This is a genomic window from Streptomyces sp. 11x1, from assembly GCF_032598905.1.
Classification (GTDB): domain Bacteria; phylum Actinomycetota; class Actinomycetes; order Streptomycetales; family Streptomycetaceae; genus Streptomyces.
Genome location: NZ_CP122458.1, coordinates 9,627,949 through 9,646,162, shown reverse-complemented (window position 1 = coordinate 9,646,162; position 18,214 = coordinate 9,627,949). Strand labels below are relative to the sequence as shown.

The following is an 18,214-nucleotide window of genomic DNA, read 5'->3' as shown; positions in this document are numbered from 1 at the left end:
CGGTCAGGGCCTTTCCAGGACGGCGGCGGCCTGAGTGAGCAGGTCGCCCAGCGGGCCGACGGCGATACCGAGGGCGGCGCAGGCCACCAGACCCAGGGTGAGCGGCCACAGAGCGGAGGGGTTTTCCCCGGTCGGCTCCCCGGGTCCGAGCAGCATGCGTGCGGTGCGGGTGGCCAGTGCCGCGAAGGCGATCAGGACCAGAGCCAAGGCGGTGGCCGTGGCCCAGCCCAGGCCCGCGCCGGCCGCGAATCCGGCGCGGGCGATGCCGAGTTCGGAGGCGAAGAGGCTGAACGGCGGGAAGCCCAGCAGTGCCACCACCGCGAGCCCGAACAGCGCGCCCAGCCAGGGTGATTGGGTGAGCAGTCCGCGCACCCGCCCGATCCGTGAGGTGCCGCGCAACTGCAGGATCTGCCCGGAGCCGCAGAACGCGGTGGCCTTGGCCAGCCCGTGCCCGGCGATGTGCAGCAGGGCGGCGGCCAGGGCGAGCGGGCTGCCGATCGCCGTGGCCAGGGCGACCAGGCTCATGTGTTCCATGCTGGAGTAGGCCAGCATCCGCTTGTAGTCCCGCTGGGCCAGCAGCAGGCCGGCCGCGAGGGCGAGGGTGAGCAGCGCGATGCCGGCAAGCAGGACGCGGGTGAAGTCCGGGCCGAGGGCGGCGTCGGCGATGACGCGGTAGCGCAGGATCGCGGCGAAGGCGACCGACAGCAGCACCCCGGACATCAGCGCCGAGACCGGGGCGGGGGCCTGGCTGTGGGCGTCGGGCAGCCAGGCGTGCAGCGGCACCAGGCCCGCCTTGGCGCCGTAGCCGAGGACGACGAGGGTGATGCCGAGCCGGGTGACCGCCGGGTCGAGGCGGTCGGCGCGGGCGAGCAGCGTGGGCCAGTCCAGGGCCCATGCCTCGGCGATGCCGGCCTGGCGGGCGGCGTAGTAGAGGAGCACGGTGCCGAGGAAGGCGAGCGCAATGCCGGCCGAGCAGATCACCACGTACTTCCACGCGGCCTCGACGGAGGTACGGGTACGGCGGTGGCCCACCAGGAACGCCGTAACGACGGTGGTCGCCTCGATCGCCACCCACAGCACGCCCAGGTTCGCGCTCACCACGGCCAGGCACATCGTGCCGAGGAACGCCTGTACCAGCATGTGGTAGCGCCACACGGTCCATGCCGTCGCGCTGCCGGCGGCCCGTTCCCCCGCCAGATGGGCGGGCGCCGAGGCGCAGGCGATGAGGGCGACGGCGCCGACGACCAGCAGCATCCAGACCGTCAGGGCGTCGGCACGCAGCAGCCCGGAGTACGCGGACACGGACCCGCCGCCGACGCGGTCCGCGGCCAGCAGCGCCGCGCAGGTGAGAATCACCGCCGGGGAGGCGAGTGCGGCCCAGTCGGCGGTGTGGCGTCTCGGTGCCGGGGACTCGACAAGCGGCTCCCCGGCATCTGCTGCTTTCCCCGTGGGCGACGGGCCCGTAGCCACCCCCACAGCGACAGCCTTCTTGGCAAGCCGCGGTTTCTCCACGAGCTGTGGCTGAGGCACTTCATGCCTGACGAACGCGGTCAGTCCGTACGCGGCGGACATCACCAGCGGTACGGCGGCGGGCGCGGTGAGCAGGAGCGCGGTCGTTGCAGGGGTCATCAGTCGTGCAGCTCCCGCAGGTCGTCGATGTCGGTGGTGCCGAACGCCTCCCGCACCCGCAGGGTGAGCACCTGCAGGACCAGGACGGCGAGCAGCACGTCGAAGGAGACGCCGAGTTCGACGATCAGCGGCACCCCCGAGGCGGCCAGGAACGCGGTCGCGGTGATGCCGTTGTCCAGCAGCAGGAACCCGACCACCTGGGCCAGCGCGCGGCGCCGGGTGACCAGGACGAAGAAACCGATCAGCACGACGGCCAGGCCGACCGGAAGGGCACGGGTGGCCGGGGTCGGATCGAGCTCGACGAGGGGGCTGGCGACGGCGTAGGCGAGCAGGGTCAGCGCGGCGGCGGTGAGCAAGGACGCGGCGACGTTGACCAGCGGCTGGGTCTCGCGCGCCTCCTCGCTCCCGCCGTGCCTGCCGAGCCCGCCATCCCCGCCGTTCTGCTCCGCGACGAACGCTCTCAGGGCACGGCGGATCAGGTACGGCAGCAGGCCGGCCCGCAGGGCGCCGATCCCCACGGCCACCACGATCAGGCCCCACCGGTCCTCGTGCAGCCCGAGCACCAGGGCGATGACCGCGAGCGCGACCCCTTGGAGGGCGAAGATCCGGACGATCGCGGCGAGTTCGCGCCGCCACAGCACCACCACCGCGGCCAGCAGAAACGCCCCGCAGGCCAGATCCAGCAACTGGGTGAACAGACCCTCGCTCATCACTGTCCCCCCTCTCCGCCCAGGAAGTACGAAACGGTCACCGCCAGCAGCGCCAGCAGGAAGGAGCCGGCCAGGAGTTCGGGTACGCGGAAGAGCCGCACCTTGGCCCAGAACACCTCCGCCGCCGCCAGCGCCATGCCCAGGACCATCACCTTGAGCACCACCAGCAGCAGGGCCAGCAGCACGGCCGTGAGGGAGGCGCCGGTGGCGATCCCCCACGGCGCGAACAACGAGGCCAACAGCCCCAGCAGCACGGTCAGCCGCAGCTGGGCACCGAACTCGACCAGCGCCAGGTCCGGGCCCGCGTACTCCAGCACCATGGCCTCGTGGACCATGGTCAGCTCCAGGTGGGTGGCGGGGTTGTCCACCGGCAGCCGGCCGCTCTCGGCCAGCACCGCCACGGCGAGCGCGGCGATCGCCAGCAGCCCGGCCGGGGAAGCCAGCCGGGCCGGCTGGCCCGCGGCCCCGGCGACGATGACCGGCAGGTTGGTCGACCCGGCCGGAATCGACAGCGCGAACACCGCCATCAAGATGGTCGGCTCCACCAGCGCGGCGATGGTCATCTCCCGGGAGGCGCCCATGCCGCCGAACGCGGTGCCGGTGTCCAGCCCCCCGAGCGCCAGCGCCAGCGTGCCCAGCGCCAGCAGCGCCACCACCACGATCAGATCCGCCCGTGCACGCACCGGCGTGTTGGTGGAGATCAGCGGCACCAGGACGGCCAGCACCAGCGAGGTGGCGACCAGGAGCAGCGGCGCCCAGCGGAAAGCGGGTCCGGTGCCGACGGGGGTGATCGGTTCCTTGCGCAGCAGCTTGCGCACGTCCCGCCACGGCTGCAGCACCCCGGCCCCGACCCGCCCCTCCAGGCGCGCCCTCGTCTGCCGCATCAATCCGGTCAGCAGGGGCGCACCGGCCACCACCGCGCCCACCTGCAGGGCGATCGCCGTGTATCCGACCGTGTTCACCAGCCCACCACCAACACCAGAAGCAGGGCGACCAGCACGAAGAAGCCGTAGCCGAGGTAGGCGTGCACACTGCCGCCCGCCAGCCGCCGCGCCCACTGCCCGGCCGCGGCCAGCAGGCCGAGGACCGGCCGGTACAGGCGGTGCTCGATGCGGTCGGGCACCCGGTTGCGGAACTTCACCCGTTCCACCAGGTACGCCGACTCGCGCACCGGAGTGACGTCCACGTCCTGCTCGGGGGCGAGCACATCGTCGAAGACCCGCTGCAGCGGCTCGGCGAACGAGGTGGCCGTATAAGCCATGCGTGGGGTCGGCGCCCCGCCCCCGCAGTCCCACAACCGGTCCTGCGTGCGCCGCTGCCGGCGCCGCGCCGCCCACCCCGCCGTCGCCATGACCGCGCCCAGCGCGACCACCAGCGCCGCCACCACCCACAGCGGGGAAAGCGTGGCGGACACCTCCTCCAGCCGCACCCGCAGCCCGCCACCGGACACCGGCCCCGTCCCCGCGAACCCGACCGCCGCGACCGCGCGGTGCAGGCCCTCGCCCAGCAGGCCCGGCACCAGGGCCAGCACCGCGCACAGGGCCGCGAGCAGCCCCATCCCGGCCAGCATCAGCACGGGCGATTCCTTGGCCGCGGCGGCTCCTTCGCCGCGCGGCCGGGCGAAAAAGCCCACGCCAAGCGCCTTGACGAACACCGACGCCGCAAGGCCCGCCGACAAGGCGATCACCGCCACCGCCAGCGGCATCACGATCGCCGTGGTCACCCCGGGCACGGCCAGCCCGTGGATCATCGACTGCAGCAGCAGCCACTCACTGATGAAGCCGTTGCCGGGCGGCAGCGCCACCGCGCCCAGCGCGCCGACCGTCAGCAGTCCGGCCGTCACGGGCATCTTGGCGCGCAGCCCGCCCAGGAGATCCAGGTTCCGCTGGCCGGTGGCCCGCAGCACCGACCCCGCGCCCGTGAACAGCAGGGCCTTGAACGCGGCGTGGTTGACGACATGCAGCAGCGCCGCCGCCAGCGCCAGCCCGGCCAGCGCCCTGTTCCCGGCGTGGGCGTACAGGCCGGCCGCGCCGACGCCGAGCACGACCAGCCCCATGTTCTCGCAGGTGGAGTAGGCCAGCAGCCGTTTGAGGTCGGAGGCCATGGCGGCCTGCAGGATTCCGTACACCGCCGAGAGGCCGCCCATGGCCATCACCAGCAGCCACCACCAGGCCGGTCCCCCGCCCAGCAGATCGAACCCGACGCGGACGAGGCCGTAGACCCCGAGGTTGACCATGGCCGCGCTCATCAACGCCGACACCGCGCTGGGCGCCTCGGGATGCGCCCGCGGCAGCCAGGCGTGCAGCGGCACCAGACCCGCCTTCGACGTGAATGCCACGGCGGTGAGCACGAACACCAGACCACGGACGGTCGGCGACATGCCGCCGGTCCCCAAGCGCAGGGCGGCGAAGGTCTCGCCGCCCGCCTGGGCGACGTACACCATGAAGCCCACCAGGAGCAGGACGAGCCCCAGGTGGGTCATGACCGCGTACCAGAGGGCCGCCTCCCGCACGGCGGGCCGGGCCCGGTGCTCGGCCAGGACAAGCAGCAGCGAGGTGAGCGCCATCAGCTCCCACAGCAGCAGGAACGTCGACACCGAGGCCGCCGCCGGCACCAGGACCAGGCTCAGTGAGAACAGCGGCAGCAGTGCCTGCGCGCCGCGTGAGCCGAGGCCGTGCGCGCCGTGCCCGGCCACATAGCCGACGCCGTAGACCGCCACCGCCGCCACCACGGCTCCGGCCACCGCCATGAACAGCCCGGACAGGGCGTCCACCGCGAAGTGCGCACCGGCCAGCGGCAGCAGCCCGGGTACCTGGTCCGACCAGCGGCTCCCGCCCAGTGCAGCCACACCCGACGCACCACCGGCCACCCCCACGCCCGCCGTCAGCACCCCCACCACTGCGCCGCGCACCCGCTGTGGCAGGACCGGCCCGGCCGCAGCGCCCGCCCCGCCCAGTGCGGTGGCCGTCGCGAGGGCGGCCGGGATCATGCTCACCGCCCGGTCACCCTCCGCAGCGCAGCGATGATCTTCTCCGGCTCCGGCGGGCAGCCAGGCACGGTCAGATCCACCGGTACGACGTCGCAGACGGCGCCCTCGACGCCGTACCCGCCCGCGAACTCCCCGCAGTTGATCGCGCAGTCGCCGACAGCGACCACCAGGCGCGGCTCGCCCATCGCGGCGACCGTGCGGCGCAGCGGCTCGGCCATGTTCTTGGTCACCGGCCCTGTCACCAGGGCCACGTCCGCGTGCCGGGGGGAGGCCACCAGCCGGGCGCCGTAGCGTTCGGCGTCGTAGACCGGGTTGAAGGCACCCACGATCTCGATCTCGCAGCCGTTGCAGGAGCCCGCGTCCACGCAGCGCACCTGCACCGAGCCGGCGAACTCCTCGGCCGCGGGCGGCCGTTCGCCCTCCGGCCTGGGCGGGGCGGGTTCGGCCACCCGCCCGGTATCGCGAATCTTGCGCAGCAGACTCATGACCGCCCCTCTCCCGTCGCTGGTGAGGACTTGCTTCGCAGGTGGCTAACAGGCTTTCCCCAAGCCGGAGTTACGTCACTTTTCTCACTTTTTGCCGATTTTGCGTCGTTTGCTCAAGCGAGAACGTATCCCATGGACCGGGATCCATGGGACGAAGGTGGCCGCCTCCCGCGCCACGGAGCGCTGTCAACTCCCAGAAGGCGGCCACCGATCGAGGGCCGTCGCTACGACGGCGGTTTCGCCTCCGTCTGGGCGGCCTGCAGGTCGGCCAGCAGTTCGGCCTGCCCCGTGAGCACGCCGGACAGGATCGTGCGGGCGACCCGAAGCAGTTCGGCGATGTGCGGGCTGGTCAGCGAGTAGTACACGGTCGAGCCCTCCTTGCGGGTCACCACCAGATTCGCCCGCCGCAGCACCGCGAGCTGCTGCGACAGGTGCGCCGGCTCGATCCCCACCACGGGCAGCATCTCCGCCACCGCGTGCTCGCGCTCGCTCAGCAGCTCCAGCACCCGGATGCGCGCCGGATGCCCCAGCGTCTTGAAGAACTCGGCCTTCAGTTGGTACAGCGGCGTGCTCATCGTGCCGTCGCCTCCCCGGTACAGCAGCACGGCCGCACCGGCCGGCCCTCGGTGCATCGCATCCACCTACAGGTCAAACACATGGACCCCATCCTCGCGTGCGGCGACGGCCACACCGAATCCGCGTACGAGAACGGAGCCGCCCGAAACCAGCGGTGACGACCTCAACAATTGCTAAGATTAGCAAGTCCATACGTTGCATGAGGAGGGTTGCGTGAGAATCATTCCGCTGCGCGGCGCGAGCGTCGCCTGGTACAAGTGCCCCGCATGCCGCCTCAAGTGCCGGCCCACCGCCGTCGGCCCGGACGGTTCCTGCCCCCGGTGCGGGCACTCCCACATGATGCGGCTGTCCTTCGGCGGCCGGTCCACCGCGTCCACGCCGGACGGCGACAACCGGAGCTGACCCGCGCACGGCACACGGATCCGCGAAAAGGGGAGGGGCATGGGTGACTGAGCCGTCCAGTCCGGCAACGGGACCCGCTTCGAGTGGGGACCTGCCGCAGCGGGCCGCCTCGCCCGGGAGGCCGCCTGCCTGGTCATCGTCGACGTACTGTCCTTCACCACGGCGGTGAGCGTCGCCGTCGCGCAGGGCAGCCAGGTCCTCCCGTTCTGGCTGCCGGAGGGTCCCGCCGCCCCGTCCGAGCGGACCGCTGCGCAGAAGGCCGCGGCCGTCTACGCCCGGCAGTCCGGTGCGCGGCCGGCCGTCGCGCGCAGCGCCGTCACGCCCGACACTCCCTGGTCTCTGTCTCCGGCCCAACTGCGCCGCGCCCCGTGCGTCGCGCGTCTGGTGCTGCCGTCCCCGAACGGCGCTGCCATCGCGGCCGCCGCACCACCGGCGGTGCAGGTGGTCGCCGCCTGTCTGCGCAACATCTCCGTGGTCGGCAGCCGACTCATCACCCGCGGCTACGGCACCCCCGAGCGTCCCGTTGCCGTGATCGCGGCGGGCGAGCGATGGCCGGACGGCAGCCTGCGCCCCGCGCTGGAAAACTCGGCGTCGGCGCCCTCATCTGCGACCTGCACTCCCAGGGCGCGGGACCGCTGTCCGCCGAGTCGGCCGCGGCGAAAGCGGCCTACGAGGGCACCGCCGACCTCACGCGCGCGGTCGCCGTCAGTACGTCCGGCCGGGAGCCGGCCGCGACGGGCTTCGCCGACGACGTGGCCATCGCCACGGAGTAGGACATCTGCACCGTCGTACCCGTACGGGGCGGCGACGGCGCCTTCGCCCCCGGCTGAACCCGGCGGGCTCACTCTGCCGCATGGTCTGCCGTCGGCCACCCGGTCGTGCGCCCCTCGTGCCGGCCCTGAAGCGGCTCACCGTGCCGGGTGCTGTGGGCCGCGTACGCGCCGGCCAGGTCGGCGTGCACGGGAATGGGCGGGCAGTCCCCCACGGGCACGAGAGAGCCGTCGGCGGGAATCGCGGTCAGTTCCAGGCTCCGGCCCGCCGCCGCGAGACGGCGCGCGGCCTCGGTGATCGCCACCTGCCCCTCGGCCGACCAGCTGCGGAGTTCGGTGAGGTCGACGATGACCGGACCACTCCCCCGTCCCACTACCCAGCCGATGGCACCGGCAAAGCGATGGACGGCGTCCGGGCCCAGGTATCCGGAGACGGACAGGACGCCGAGGTCCTCCTCGACGGTGTAGCGCCACTCGATGGTCATCGTCGTCAACTTCCTTGCGCGGTCAGCCTGTGTGCTTCAGAGGGGGAGGGTGATCCAGATGCTCTTGCCCTTGCCGTCGGCGTCGCCGCGGACGATCGCGGTGCCGCTCAGGCCGAGGGTGAGCTCCATGACGGTGGCCAGGCCGCCGCCACCACCGACATCGGTGACCGCCCCGTACAGTGCCGGCTGGTAGGGGTGGCGGTCGTGCACGGCGAAGGCAAGGCAGTCCTTGCCCGCCGCGTAGATGACGGTCACCTGCGGGGAGAGGACCGCGGCGTGCCGGACGCTGTTGGTGACCAGCTCGCTGAGGATCAGCAGAGCAGGGCCGATGGTGGGGTGGCGCGGGTTGACGCCCCACTCGACCAGGGCCTGCTCGGCGGTCTCACGGGCCGTGCGGACCGCGGACGGCATGGTCGGCAGGGTCAGCACGTGCCGGTGGGGCAGGGCTTCCAGCCGGGTGCTCATCACGTCTCCGCGCGGGCGAGGCGGAACCCGGTCACGGTCTTGGGGTGCAGGCGCAGCAGCGTGTCGTGCGGGCCGTGGCTCCAGCCGGCCAGGGTGCGCTGGTAGTGGGCGGCCTCGTCGGGGTCGGTGATCACGTCGACGGGTCCGGCGACGGTGACCGTCCAGCCGGTGCCGGTCGCCGTGCGGAGCTCGTCCACGTGGTACGTCGCGGTGGACGGCACCGCGGCGGCCGGCGCGGGCGTGCGCACCACCAGGCGGCCGTACTCCCAGGTGTGCCGACCCGGCCGGATGACCGTCTGGTCCCGCTGCGTGTACACCAGCCGCCCCAGCGTGCTGCCCTCCAGCAGCCACAGGGCCTCAGCCCCGGAGACCTCGACCATGCGCAACGATGCGGGCGCAGTGCTCATCCGACGGTTTCCTCGCTGACGGGCCGGGACTTCTGGGCGGGCAGCGGCGGCATCACACCGGCGCACTCCAGGTGGGTGCGGGCGCCCTGGATCGCGTCCGGCGTGGTGGCGAACTCGCGCCCCTCCAGGCGCAGCAGCTCCAGCGCGCCGACGGAATCCAGGACCTGGCGCTGGCCGGCCCGTATCCCGGAGGTCATCACGACGACGCCGCGCCGGTTCAGCTTCTCCACCACGTCCTTGAGGACCAGGGCGCCGGTGGCGTCGATGGTCGTCACCCTCGACATGCGCAGGATGATCACGCGGACGTCGGCCACCTCGGCCAGCTCCAGCAGGAAGCGGTGAGCGGCGGCGAAGAACAGCGGACCGTCGATCCGGTACGCCACGATGTGCTCGGCCAGCAGCGCGTGCTCCTCGGCGCTGTGGTCACCGCGGTCGAGGGGGACCTCTTCGAGGCGGGCCTGCTTGGCGACCGCGCGCAGGGCGAGGGCGCCCGCGACCACCAGGCCGATGATCACCGCGTACACGAGGTCGAGGGCGAGCGTCGCGACGGCGGTCAGCACGAGGATCAGCGCATCGGAACGGGTCGCCTTCGCCATCGCCTTGAGCGAGCCGACCTCGACCATGCGGATCGCGGTGGCCAGCAGCACGCCCGCCAGCGCCGCCAGCGGAATCCTGGAGACAAGCGGTGCCGCCGCGAAGACGATCACCGCGAGGACCGCGGCGTGGACGAGGGAGGCCAGCCGCGAGCTCCCGCCGGTGCGTACGTTGACCGCGGTCCGGGCGATCGCGCCGGTCGCGGGCACGCCTCCGAACAGCGGGGAGGCGATGTTGGCCAGCCCCTGGCCGAAGAGTTCCCGGTCCGGGTCGTGCTTCTGCCCGACCGTCATGCCATCGGCCACCGAGGCCGACAGCAGCGACTCCAGCGCGGCCAGCGCCGCCACCGCGACCGCCGGGGCCAGCAGCGAACCGAGCGAACCGAGGTCGAGGAAGGCCAGCGACGGGGCGGGCAGGCCGGACGGCAGGTCACCGATCGGCTTGGCCGCATCCAGGCCGGCGACCTGGGCCACGATCGTCGCCGCGATCACGGCGAGGATGGAGAAGGGGATTGTGGGCCGCAGGCGGGCCCCGATGAGCATGACGGCGGCGACCGCCAGGGCGAAGGCGGCGGCGGTCCAGTTCGGATTCTGCGCGGACTCCTCCAGCGCGTGCCAGGTCACCACGAGGACGCGGTCCCCCTCGGGCTTGGGTACACCGAGGGCGTTCGGGATCTGCTGCAGTCCGATGACGCAGGCGATGCCGAGCGTGAAACCCTCCACGACCGGGGCGGGCACGTACTGCATGTACTTGCCGGCCTTGAGCACCGCGAGCATGACGAGCATGACGCCGGCCATCAGCCCGACGGTCAGCACCCCGCCCGGCCCGTACGCGGCGACGATCGGTACCAGGACTACCGTCATCGCGCCGGTCGGCCCGGACACCTGCAGATTCGAACCGCCGAAGATCGCGGCGAGCGCACCGGCGACGACGGCGGTCGCCAGCCCCGCCTCGGCGCCGAGCCCGGAGGAGACGCCGAAGCCGAGCGCGAGCGGCAGCGCGACGATCGCCACAGTGAGGCCGGCCAGCAGGTCCCGGCGCGGATCCCGGCGTATCTCCGCCAGATCGGTGCGGCTGGGCAGCAGTGAAGTGAACCGGGCAGCGACCCGGCCAAAGGAGATCCTCATCGCGCGACGGCCTCGGTTTCCCGCAGCTCGGCCAGCAGTTCGTTCTGCCCGGTGAGCAACTCGGTCAGGATCCGGCGCGCGGCCCCCATCAGGTCCGCGACGTCCCCGCTCGCCAGCGCGTACACCACCGTCGAGCCGTCACGCTTGGAGCTGACGATGCCCGAGCGGCGCAACACCGCCAGCTGCTGCGAGAGGCTGGAGGGCTCCACCTCGATCTCCGCGAGCAGGTCCCGTACCGGCATCGGCCCGTCCTGCAGCAGCTCCAGCACCCGTATCCGTACGGGATGCCCCAGCATCCGGAAGAACTCTGCCTTGGCCTGATACAGCGGAACGGACACGGATTCCTCGACTTCCCGACAGCGCCACCCGAAGCAGACATAAAGGCTGTGCCCGCGGCTACCGGCGACGGACACAGCCATCACAGCATCTAATGAATTGCAGAATTTTGCAATTCAGCATCCTGTTACGGCCTGGGTGATTGCCCTATGGGCACACTGCATGCCAGGCGGCGGGGGCGGCTGTCGGTCGGCGAGTGGGGCCGACCCCCTCGCCAGTCAGAGTTCAGGCTTTCTTGACCACGCTGGACTTGAGCTGCATCGCGCCGAACCCGTCGATCTTGCAGTCGATGTCGTGGCCGTCGACCCCGTCGACCAGCCGGATGCTGCGCACCTTGGTGCCGGCCTTGATCCCCGAAGGACTCCCCTTGACCTTGAGCGCCTTGACGACGACCACGCTGTCGCCGTCCTGCAGCACATTGCCCACAGCGTCCTTCACGACCCGCACCCCGGCGGCGCCGTCCTCGATGCTGCCGTCGGCGGGATCCCATTCGTGGGCGCACTCCGGGCACACCACGAGGGCGTTCATCTCGTAGGTGTACTCGCAGGAGCACTTGGGGCAGGGAGGAAGATTCTCGATCACCCCGTCAGAATATCCGGCCCCGGCGTCTGTCCCGACGGTCGTCGCCGAGGCCGTTCGCCCGGCTCATCCAGCTCTTGTTCTGCCTCAGTGACCAGGTGCACACCCCCGCTGGAAGGCGCGGTCCCGCGTCGCCCGCTGGACGGGCCTGACGTGGCCCCGTGCGTCCACGCGGTGGCGCACGGGAGAGGTGGGACACGCGGATCCGATCACGTCCCACCCTGGACCTGCCGTCGGCCGAGCCGCCCGCGACAGGGGGAGCGGATCGCGCCTGGCCATGCGGTGGGCGCAGCCGGAGCGGGTAATGGGCTGCCCGTCGCGTTCGGACGGGCGCGGTGTGCCACAGCAGCCGAGTCGCCGCCGCAGGGCGACCATGCGGCGCCAGGAGAGCCGTCGAAGGCACGCGTCCACGGGTCCGCGATCGTGGCACCGCCGAGCGGTCCAAGTCGGCCCCGTGGGATTTCGTCCGGTCAAGCGGAGGTCAGGGCGGCCAGCGCGGATTCGACATCGCGACAGGTCCCGACGCAGGCCGCGCAGCCGGTCACCAGCGGGGCTTCGCGACCCCGCAGACCGAACACGGCGATCGAGGCACGCACGGCATGCGATGCTGCGGCCTCGCCCTCCTTGCTCCAGCCGAGCAAGCCGGACAGGTCCAGCACGATGGCGCCAGCCGCCTGGGAGCTGACCCAGTCCAGTGCGCCTTCGAAACGGTGAGCGCCCTCGCGGGCCAGGTAGCCGGTCAGACGCATCACGCTCACACCATCTCGCTCCGCGCGTTCCCACTGCGTGGTCACGACCGTCCCGACGCGCGCCCGGCACTCCAGCGCCGGGGTCGGCTGCGGGCACCGGGATGAAGAGGGCGTGGATGCCCGCAGCGCGAGCAGCACCCCTGACCGTCGAGCGCGGAGGGTCGGCACCGCAAGTGAAGTTTCCCCAAGGCCGGGTAGTTAGCGCGTTTCCGCTGGTGGCAAGGTGGTAAAGGCGTCGAGTCAGAACGCGGGCAACGAAGTTGCGTTGGTCAGGTAGTCCGCCAAGACTGCTGATCATCGAGGTGCTCCGTTGCCCGCACATCATTGTCCCCTGTCGCCGTTCCTTGAACCGTGGTTCTGGATCACTTTCCGTGCTGGAGCCACGGAGGGTTACCACGACCGCGATCATGGACGGCCTCACGCCGCGAGGAGGACGCGTTTGCGGAGCAGGTCGAAGTTGGCGCGGCCGAACATCTGCCGCTTGAGCATCTTGATCTTGTTGTTATGGCCTTCGACTGCGCCAGAGCTGTAGGGCAGGCTGAGCCCGGCGACGACGGCGTCGAGGTCCTGGCCGAGGCCGGTGACGAAGGCATGCAGGGCGGGCAGGTCATCGGCCTGGACACACTCGATCCATTGGTCCAGCTGCTTTCCTTGGCGGTTGTTCATCAACTCGGCGAAGGAACGTACGTGTTCGGCGGTGCGGCCGAGTTCGGGGCAGCGGGCGAGGATCGCCTTGAGCCGCTGGACCTGGTCGCTGTCGAGGCGGTCGGGGCGGCGGGTGATCCAGCTGGTCACGTCTCGCACGGACGGGTGCTTGCGGGGCGGATCGTCGTGCGGGAACGCTTCACGGAGCTGCTGCACGTACCTCTTCACGACGCTCTCGCCGCCGGGGTAGCCGCGCTCACGCAGTTCCTCGAACAGACGGCGGGCGACGGTGCAGCCCTCGGCCCACCGCTGATGCAGATAAGGCTTGTAGGGATCGAGGATGCTGCTGCGGCCGGTCCACTGTCCTACCAGCAGTTCGTCCGCGGTGGCCGCGCGGGCCAGGCGGCGCACGGTGTTGCGGGCCAGGCCGAGCCGGCGAGCGATCGGCCGGAGGCCGAGCCCGTCGTCGAGCAGGGCGTGGACGGCTGTGTGCTGTTCGCGGACCCGGTCCGACAGGCGGCCGGAGTGTCGCGGTTCGCCTGAGGGACGCGGCGGGAACCCCGTGGTGTTCACGGGTGTGTTGGTGCGGACCGGGCTGGTCTCCTCTGGCTCGCGCAGCAGGGCGCGGTGCTGGATGACCGTCTTCTCGACGGCCTCGACGAGGTTTTTCCAGATGTGCCACCGGTCCGCGACGTGGACCGCGTCCGGGGCGCCGAGCCGTCCGGCCTCGGCGTATGCGGTCGACCGGTCACGGCAGATCACCTCGACGCCGGGGTGGTCGGCGAGCCAGGCGGACACCGTGGCCGTGGTGCGGTCGGGCAGCAGATCAACCGGGCGGCGGGTGTCGATGTCCACCAGGATCGTGCCGTAATTGTGTCCCTTGCGCAGGGCGAACTCGTCCACTCCGAGCACCCGCGGCGTGTGCACCTCGGGCTCCGGGAGGCGGCGTATCAGCCGCAGGAGAGTCGACCGGCTCGCCCGGACCGCGAGTGTGTCCGCCAGGCGGGCGCCGGCCCGGCCCGCCAGCATCACGGCCACCCGTTGCAGCACCGTCTGCAGCCCGGTGCTTCGCCTCCCGTACCGGAAGGTCAGCCCTTCGACCTGCTCTGCGAACGTGGCCTGCGTGCAGGCGCGTTCACGGCAGCGGAACCGCCGGACCTGTAACTCGATCACCACAGGACGCCCGGCGACCGCGGTGTCGGTGAGGCGGCGTACGTATCGGCTGTGCACCCGGCCCGACGTCGTCCCGCAGGCATGACACGCGGCCTGCTCTGCCGACGCACGGGCCCGCACGAGCACCAACTCGCCATCCACTACTGCCTTTTCGATCACAACGCCTTCGGCCTTGTGGAACCACAGGCCCTGGAGGAACACATCACCCACGGCCGTCCATGATCGCGGTCGTGGTAACCCTCCGTGGCTCCAGCACGGAAAGTGATCCAGAACCTGAACCGTGACCCCCTATCGGTCGATGAAAAGTGACCCCTTCCGTGATCAAGTGATCAGTCTGGCTCCATGGGAGTCAGGTGGAAGAGGTGATCGGTGTGGAGGACTGGGCTGAGATCCGGCGGCTCCACCGTGCGGAGGGCATGTCGATCAAGGGGATCGCGCGGCATCTGGGGATCGCCCGGAACACCGTGCGACGGGCTGTGGCCAGCGACGATCCGCCGAAGTACCGGCGGGCGCCGAGGGGCTCGATCGTGGACGCGGTGGAGCCGGCGATCCGCGAACTGCTGGCGGAGTACCCGCGGATGCCCGCCACGGTGATCGCCGAGCGGATCGGCTGGGAACGGTCGTTGTCGGTGCTGAAGCGGCGGGTGCGGGAACTGCGGCCGGTCTACCTTCCGGCGGATCCGGTCTCCCGGACGGCGTATCAGCCCGGCGAGCTGGCCCAGTGTGACCTGTGGTTCCCTCCGGTGGACATCCCGCTGGGCTTCGGGCAGACCGGCCGCCCGCCGGTGCTGGTGATCGTGTCCGGGTACTCGCGGGTGATCACCGCGCGGATGCTGCCGTCGAGGCAGGCCGCCGATCTCGTGAGCGGGCACTGGGACCTGCTGTCCGGCTGGAGCGCGGTGCCGAGGGCGCTGGTCTGGGACAACGAGGCGGCCATCGGACGCCGCCGCGAGGGGCGGGTCGTGCTCGGTCATGAGTTCGCCGCCCTGGCCGGGCTGCTGGCCTGCAAGGTGATCCTGTGCCGGCCCCGCGACCCGGAGGCCAAGGGTCTGGTCGAGCGGGCCAACGGTTATCTGGAGACGTCGTTCCTGCCCGGCAGGGTGTTCACTTCCCCGGCCGACTTCAACACGCAGCTGAACGCGTGGCTTGAGGTCGCCAACCGGCGGGTGCACCGCACCCTGGATGCCCGTCCGGTGGAGCGGTGGGAGGCTGACCGGGCCGCGATGCTGCCGCTGCCGCCGACCGCGCCGCCGCGCTGGTGGCAGACCTCGGTACGGATCGGCCGGGACCACTACATCCGCCTGGACACCTGCGACTACTCCGTCCACCCGGCCGCGATCGGACGGATCGTGCGGATCGAGGCGGACACCGAAACGGTGCGGGCTCATCTGGACGGTCGGCTGGTCGCCGAGCACGCGCGCTGCTGGGCCCGCCACCAGACGCTCACCGACCCGGACCACGCCGATGCCGCCACGGCGATGCGCAGCCAGTACCGCCAGGCCGTGGCCGGTGCCGCGGCGGTGGAGGTCGCACAGCCGGATCTGCCGGCCTACGACCGCGTGTTCCAGCTGATCGAAGGCGGCGGAGGACAGGAGTGACGTCATGGCCACCCGCACCACCACGTCCCGGGACGTCGCCGCCGAACTGGCCTTTCTCAGCCGTGCGTTGAAGGCACCGGCCCTGCTGGATGCTGCCGACCGGCTCGCCGAACGCGCCAGGGCCGAGTCCTGGACACATCAGGAGTATCTGGCCGCCTGCCTGCAGCGCGAGGTGGCTGCCCGCGAGGCCCACGGCGGCGAAGGCCGCATCCGCGCGGCCCGTTTCCCCGCCCGCAAGACCTTGGAGGAGTTCGACTTCGCTCACCTGCGCGGGCTGAAACGGGAGGCGGTGGCACATCTGGGCACCCTGGACTTCATCACCGGCAAGGAGAACGTGGTCTTCCTCGGGCCGCCCGGCACCGGCAAGACCCACCTGGCCATCGCCCTGGGCATACGCGCCTGCCAGGCCGGACACCGCGTCGCGTTCGCCACCGCCTCGCAGTGGGTCGACCGCCTGGCCGCCGCCCACGCCACCGGCAAGCTCCAGGAGGAGCTCCTCCGGCTGGCGCGCGTCCCGGTTCTGGTGATCGATGAGGTCGGCTACACGTTCTTCCAGCTGATCTCGGGTCGCTACGAACGCGCCTCCGTGATCGTGACCAGCAACAAGCCGTTCGGACGCTGGGGAGAGGTCTTCGGGGACGACACCGTCGCCGCCGCCATGATCGACCGTCTCGTCCATCACGCCGATGTGCTCTCCTTGAAGGGAGACTCCTACCGGCTCAAAGACCGTGACATCGGCCGCACACCGAGCGCGGCAACCGGGTGAACAACTACACACGGGGTCAAAACTCACCGACCCCAAAGGGGTCCAGGTTCAGGTTCTGGATCACTTTCCGTGCTGGAGCCACGGAGGGTTACCACGACCGCGATCATGGACGGCCGTGGGTGATGTGTTCCTCCAGGGCCTGTGGTTCCACAAGGCCGAAGGCGTTGTGATCGAAAAGGCAGTAGTGGATGGCGAGTTGGTGCTCGTGCGGGCCCGTGCGTCGGCAGAGCAGGCCGCGTGTCATGCCTGCGGGACGACGTCGGGCCGGGTGCACAGCCGATACGTACGCCGCCTCACCGACACCGCGGTCGCCGGGCGTCCTGTGGTGATCGAGTTACAGGTCCGGCGGTTCCGCTGCCGTGAACGCGCCTGCACGCAGGCCACGTTCGCAGAGCAGGTCGAAGGGCTGACCTTCCGGTACGGGAGGCGAAGCACCGGGCTGCAGACGGTGCTGCAACGGGTGGCCGTGATGCTGGCGGGCCGGGCCGGCGCCCGCCTGGCGGACACACTCGCGGTCCGGGCGAGCCGGTCGACTCTCCTGCGGCTGATACGCCGCCTCCCGGAGCCCGAGGTGCACACGCCGCGGGTGCTCGGAGTGGACGAGTTCGCCCTGCGCAAGGGACACAATTACGGCACGATCCTGGTGGACATCGACACCCGCCGCCCGGTTGATCTGCTGCCCGACCGCACCACGGCCACGGTGTCCGCCTGGCTCGCCGACCACCCCGGCGTCGAGGTGATCTGCCGTGACCGGTCGACCGCATACGCCGAGGCCGGACGGCTCGGCGCCCCGGACGCGGTCCACGTCGCGGACCGGTGGCACATCTGGAAAAACCTCGTCGAGGCCGTCGAGAAGACGGTCATCCAGCACCGCGCCCTGCTGCGCGAGCCAGAGGAGACCAGCCCGGTCCGCACCAACACACCCGTGAACACCACGGGGTTCCCGCCGCGTCCCTCAGGCGAACCGCGACACTCCGGCCGCCTGTCGGACCGGGTCCGCGAACAGCACACAGCCGTCCACGCCCTGCTCGACGACGGGCTCGGCCTCCGGCCGATCGCTCGCCGGCTCGGCCTGGCCCGCAACACCGTGCGCCGCCTGGCCCGCGCGGCCACCGCGGACGAACTGCTGGTAGGACAGTGGACCGGCCGCAGCAGCATCCTCGATCCCTACAAGCCTTATCTGCATCAGCGGTGGGCCGAGGGCTGCACCGTCGCCCGCCGTCTGTTCGAGGAACTGCGTGAGCGCGGCTACCCCGGCGGCGAGAGCGTCGTGAAGAGGTACGTGCAGCAGCTCCGTGAAGCGTTCCCGCACGACGATCCGCCCCGCAAGCACCCGTCCGTGCGAGACGTGACCAGCTGGATCACCCGCCGCCCCGACCGCCTCGACAGCGACCAGGTCCAGCGGCTCAAGGCGATCCTCGCCCGCTGCCCCGAACTCGGCCGCACCGCCGAACACGTACGTTCCTTCGCCGAGTTGATGAACAACCGCCAAGGAAAGCAGCTGGACCAATGGATCGAGTGTGTCCAGGCCGATGACCTGCCCGCCCTGCATGCCTTCGTCACCGGCCTCGGCCAGGACCTCGACGCCGTCGTCGCCGGGCTCAGCCTGCCCTACAGCTCTGGCGCAGTCGAAGGCCATAACAACAAGATCAAGATGCTCAAGCGGCAGATGTTCGGCCGCGCCAACTTCGACCTGCTCCGCAAACGCGTCCTCCTCGCGGCGTGAGGC

The 18,214-nt window shown here is 71.3% G+C and carries 19 protein-coding genes; 5 read left to right on the top strand and 14 right to left on the bottom strand.

Annotated elements, in window-relative coordinates; translation table 11 throughout:
• Window positions 1-3 precede the first annotated feature (3 nt).
• The 6 genes from P8T65_RS42405 to P8T65_RS42380 form a co-directional block, all read right to left on the bottom strand.
• Complete coding sequence (locus P8T65_RS42405; RefSeq protein ID WP_316730773.1) at window positions 4-1,629, bottom strand: proton-conducting transporter membrane subunit; 1,626 nt, start codon at window positions 1,627-1,629, stop codon at window positions 4-6.
• On the bottom strand, window positions 1,629-2,339 hold the full coding sequence (locus tag P8T65_RS42400) for a hypothetical protein (RefSeq protein WP_316730772.1): 711 nt from the start codon (window positions 2,337-2,339) through the stop codon (window positions 1,629-1,631). Before P8T65_RS42400 ends, P8T65_RS42405 begins: the two co-directional genes overlap by 1 nt.
• Window positions 2,339-3,301 carry a respiratory chain complex I subunit 1 family protein gene (locus P8T65_RS42395; protein WP_230217033.1) on the bottom strand — a complete coding sequence of 321 codons (963 nt, stop codon included), beginning with the start codon at window positions 3,299-3,301 and terminating at the stop codon, window positions 2,339-2,341. The genes P8T65_RS42400 and P8T65_RS42395 overlap by 1 nt, the downstream gene beginning before the upstream one ends.
• Window positions 3,298-5,328 carry a proton-conducting transporter membrane subunit gene (locus tag P8T65_RS42390; RefSeq protein WP_316731895.1) on the bottom strand — a complete coding sequence of 677 codons (2,031 nt, stop codon included), beginning with the start codon at window positions 5,326-5,328 and terminating at the stop codon, window positions 3,298-3,300. Before P8T65_RS42390 ends, P8T65_RS42395 begins: the two co-directional genes overlap by 4 nt.
• 2 nt (window positions 5,329-5,330) lie before the next feature.
• Complete coding sequence (locus P8T65_RS42385) at window positions 5,331-5,813, bottom strand: NADH-quinone oxidoreductase subunit B family protein (RefSeq protein WP_230216402.1); 483 nt, start codon at window positions 5,811-5,813, stop codon at window positions 5,331-5,333.
• Window positions 5,814-6,037: 224 nt separating this feature from the next.
• The gene (locus P8T65_RS42380; RefSeq protein ID WP_316731894.1) at window positions 6,038-6,388 is read right to left on the bottom strand and encodes a metalloregulator ArsR/SmtB family transcription factor; all 351 of its coding nucleotides are present in this window, start codon (window positions 6,386-6,388) and stop codon (window positions 6,038-6,040) included.
• Window positions 6,389-6,602: 214 nt separating this feature from the next.
• On the opposite strand from P8T65_RS42380, the gene P8T65_RS42375 reads away from it, so the two are divergent.
• Window positions 6,603-6,791 (top strand): hypothetical protein, encoded by a 189-nt coding sequence (locus tag P8T65_RS42375; protein WP_316730771.1) that lies wholly within the window; start codon window positions 6,603-6,605, stop codon window positions 6,789-6,791.
• 548 nt (window positions 6,792-7,339) lie between these two features.
• Window positions 7,340-7,564, top strand: coding sequence for a hypothetical protein (locus P8T65_RS42370; RefSeq protein WP_316730770.1), 225 nt, complete (start codon window positions 7,340-7,342; stop codon window positions 7,562-7,564).
• Between the two features lie 68 nt (window positions 7,565-7,632).
• Here the strand turns inward: P8T65_RS42370 and P8T65_RS42365 are convergent, their stop codons facing one another.
• The 8 genes from P8T65_RS42365 to P8T65_RS42330 all read right to left on the bottom strand — a co-directional run bounded on the left by P8T65_RS42365 (window position 7,633) and on the right by P8T65_RS42330 (window position 14,331).
• Window positions 7,633-8,046: an anti-sigma factor antagonist gene (locus P8T65_RS42365; RefSeq protein WP_316730769.1), complete on the bottom strand. Its 414-nt coding sequence runs from the start codon at window positions 8,044-8,046 to the stop codon at window positions 7,633-7,635.
• Between the two features lie 36 nt (window positions 8,047-8,082).
• Entirely contained in the window at window positions 8,083-8,511 is a 429-nt protein-coding gene (locus P8T65_RS42360) for an ATP-binding protein (protein ID WP_316730768.1), read from the bottom strand.
• Entirely contained in the window at window positions 8,511-8,918 is a 408-nt protein-coding gene (locus P8T65_RS42355; protein WP_230216392.1) for a pyridoxamine 5'-phosphate oxidase family protein, read from the bottom strand. The genes P8T65_RS42360 and P8T65_RS42355 overlap by 1 nt, the downstream gene beginning before the upstream one ends.
• Window positions 8,915-10,639 carry a SulP family inorganic anion transporter gene (locus tag P8T65_RS42350; RefSeq protein ID WP_316730767.1) on the bottom strand — a complete coding sequence of 575 codons (1,725 nt, stop codon included), beginning with the start codon at window positions 10,637-10,639 and terminating at the stop codon, window positions 8,915-8,917. The genes P8T65_RS42355 and P8T65_RS42350 overlap by 4 nt, the downstream gene beginning before the upstream one ends.
• Window positions 10,636-10,977, bottom strand: a complete 342-nt coding sequence (locus P8T65_RS42345) for a metalloregulator ArsR/SmtB family transcription factor (RefSeq protein WP_316730766.1) — start codon at window positions 10,975-10,977, stop codon at window positions 10,636-10,638. The genes P8T65_RS42350 and P8T65_RS42345 overlap by 4 nt, the downstream gene beginning before the upstream one ends.
• 223 nt (window positions 10,978-11,200) lie before the next feature.
• Complete coding sequence (locus tag P8T65_RS42340) at window positions 11,201-11,557, bottom strand: zinc ribbon domain-containing protein YjdM (protein ID WP_316730765.1); 357 nt, start codon at window positions 11,555-11,557, stop codon at window positions 11,201-11,203.
• A 467-nt stretch (window positions 11,558-12,024) separates the two neighbouring features.
• A complete protein-coding gene (locus P8T65_RS42335; RefSeq protein WP_399103381.1) occupies window positions 12,025-12,303 on the bottom strand; it encodes a hypothetical protein in 279 nt (92 codons plus the stop codon).
• A gap of 417 nt (window positions 12,304-12,720) precedes the next feature.
• Window positions 12,721-14,331, bottom strand: coding sequence for an ISL3 family transposase (locus tag P8T65_RS42330; protein ID WP_316727264.1), 1,611 nt, complete (start codon window positions 14,329-14,331; stop codon window positions 12,721-12,723).
• Window positions 14,332-14,483: 152 nt separating this feature from the next.
• Between P8T65_RS42330 and istA the strand changes: the two genes are divergently transcribed.
• The 3 genes from istA (at window position 14,484) to P8T65_RS42315 (ending at window position 18,211) form a co-directional block, all read left to right on the top strand.
• Window positions 14,484-15,719 (top strand): IS21 family transposase, encoded by a 1,236-nt coding sequence (gene istA, locus P8T65_RS42325; protein ID WP_237313453.1) that lies wholly within the window; start codon window positions 14,484-14,486, stop codon window positions 15,717-15,719.
• A gap of 4 nt (window positions 15,720-15,723) precedes the next feature.
• Complete coding sequence (istB, locus tag P8T65_RS42320) at window positions 15,724-16,485, top strand: IS21-like element helper ATPase IstB (protein ID WP_316730763.1); 762 nt, start codon at window positions 15,724-15,726, stop codon at window positions 16,483-16,485.
• A gap of 115 nt (window positions 16,486-16,600) precedes the next feature.
• Window positions 16,601-18,211 carry an ISL3 family transposase gene (locus P8T65_RS42315; RefSeq protein ID WP_316727264.1) on the top strand — a complete coding sequence of 537 codons (1,611 nt, stop codon included), beginning with the start codon at window positions 16,601-16,603 and terminating at the stop codon, window positions 18,209-18,211.
• The last annotated feature ends 3 nt before the right edge of the window (window positions 18,212-18,214 follow it).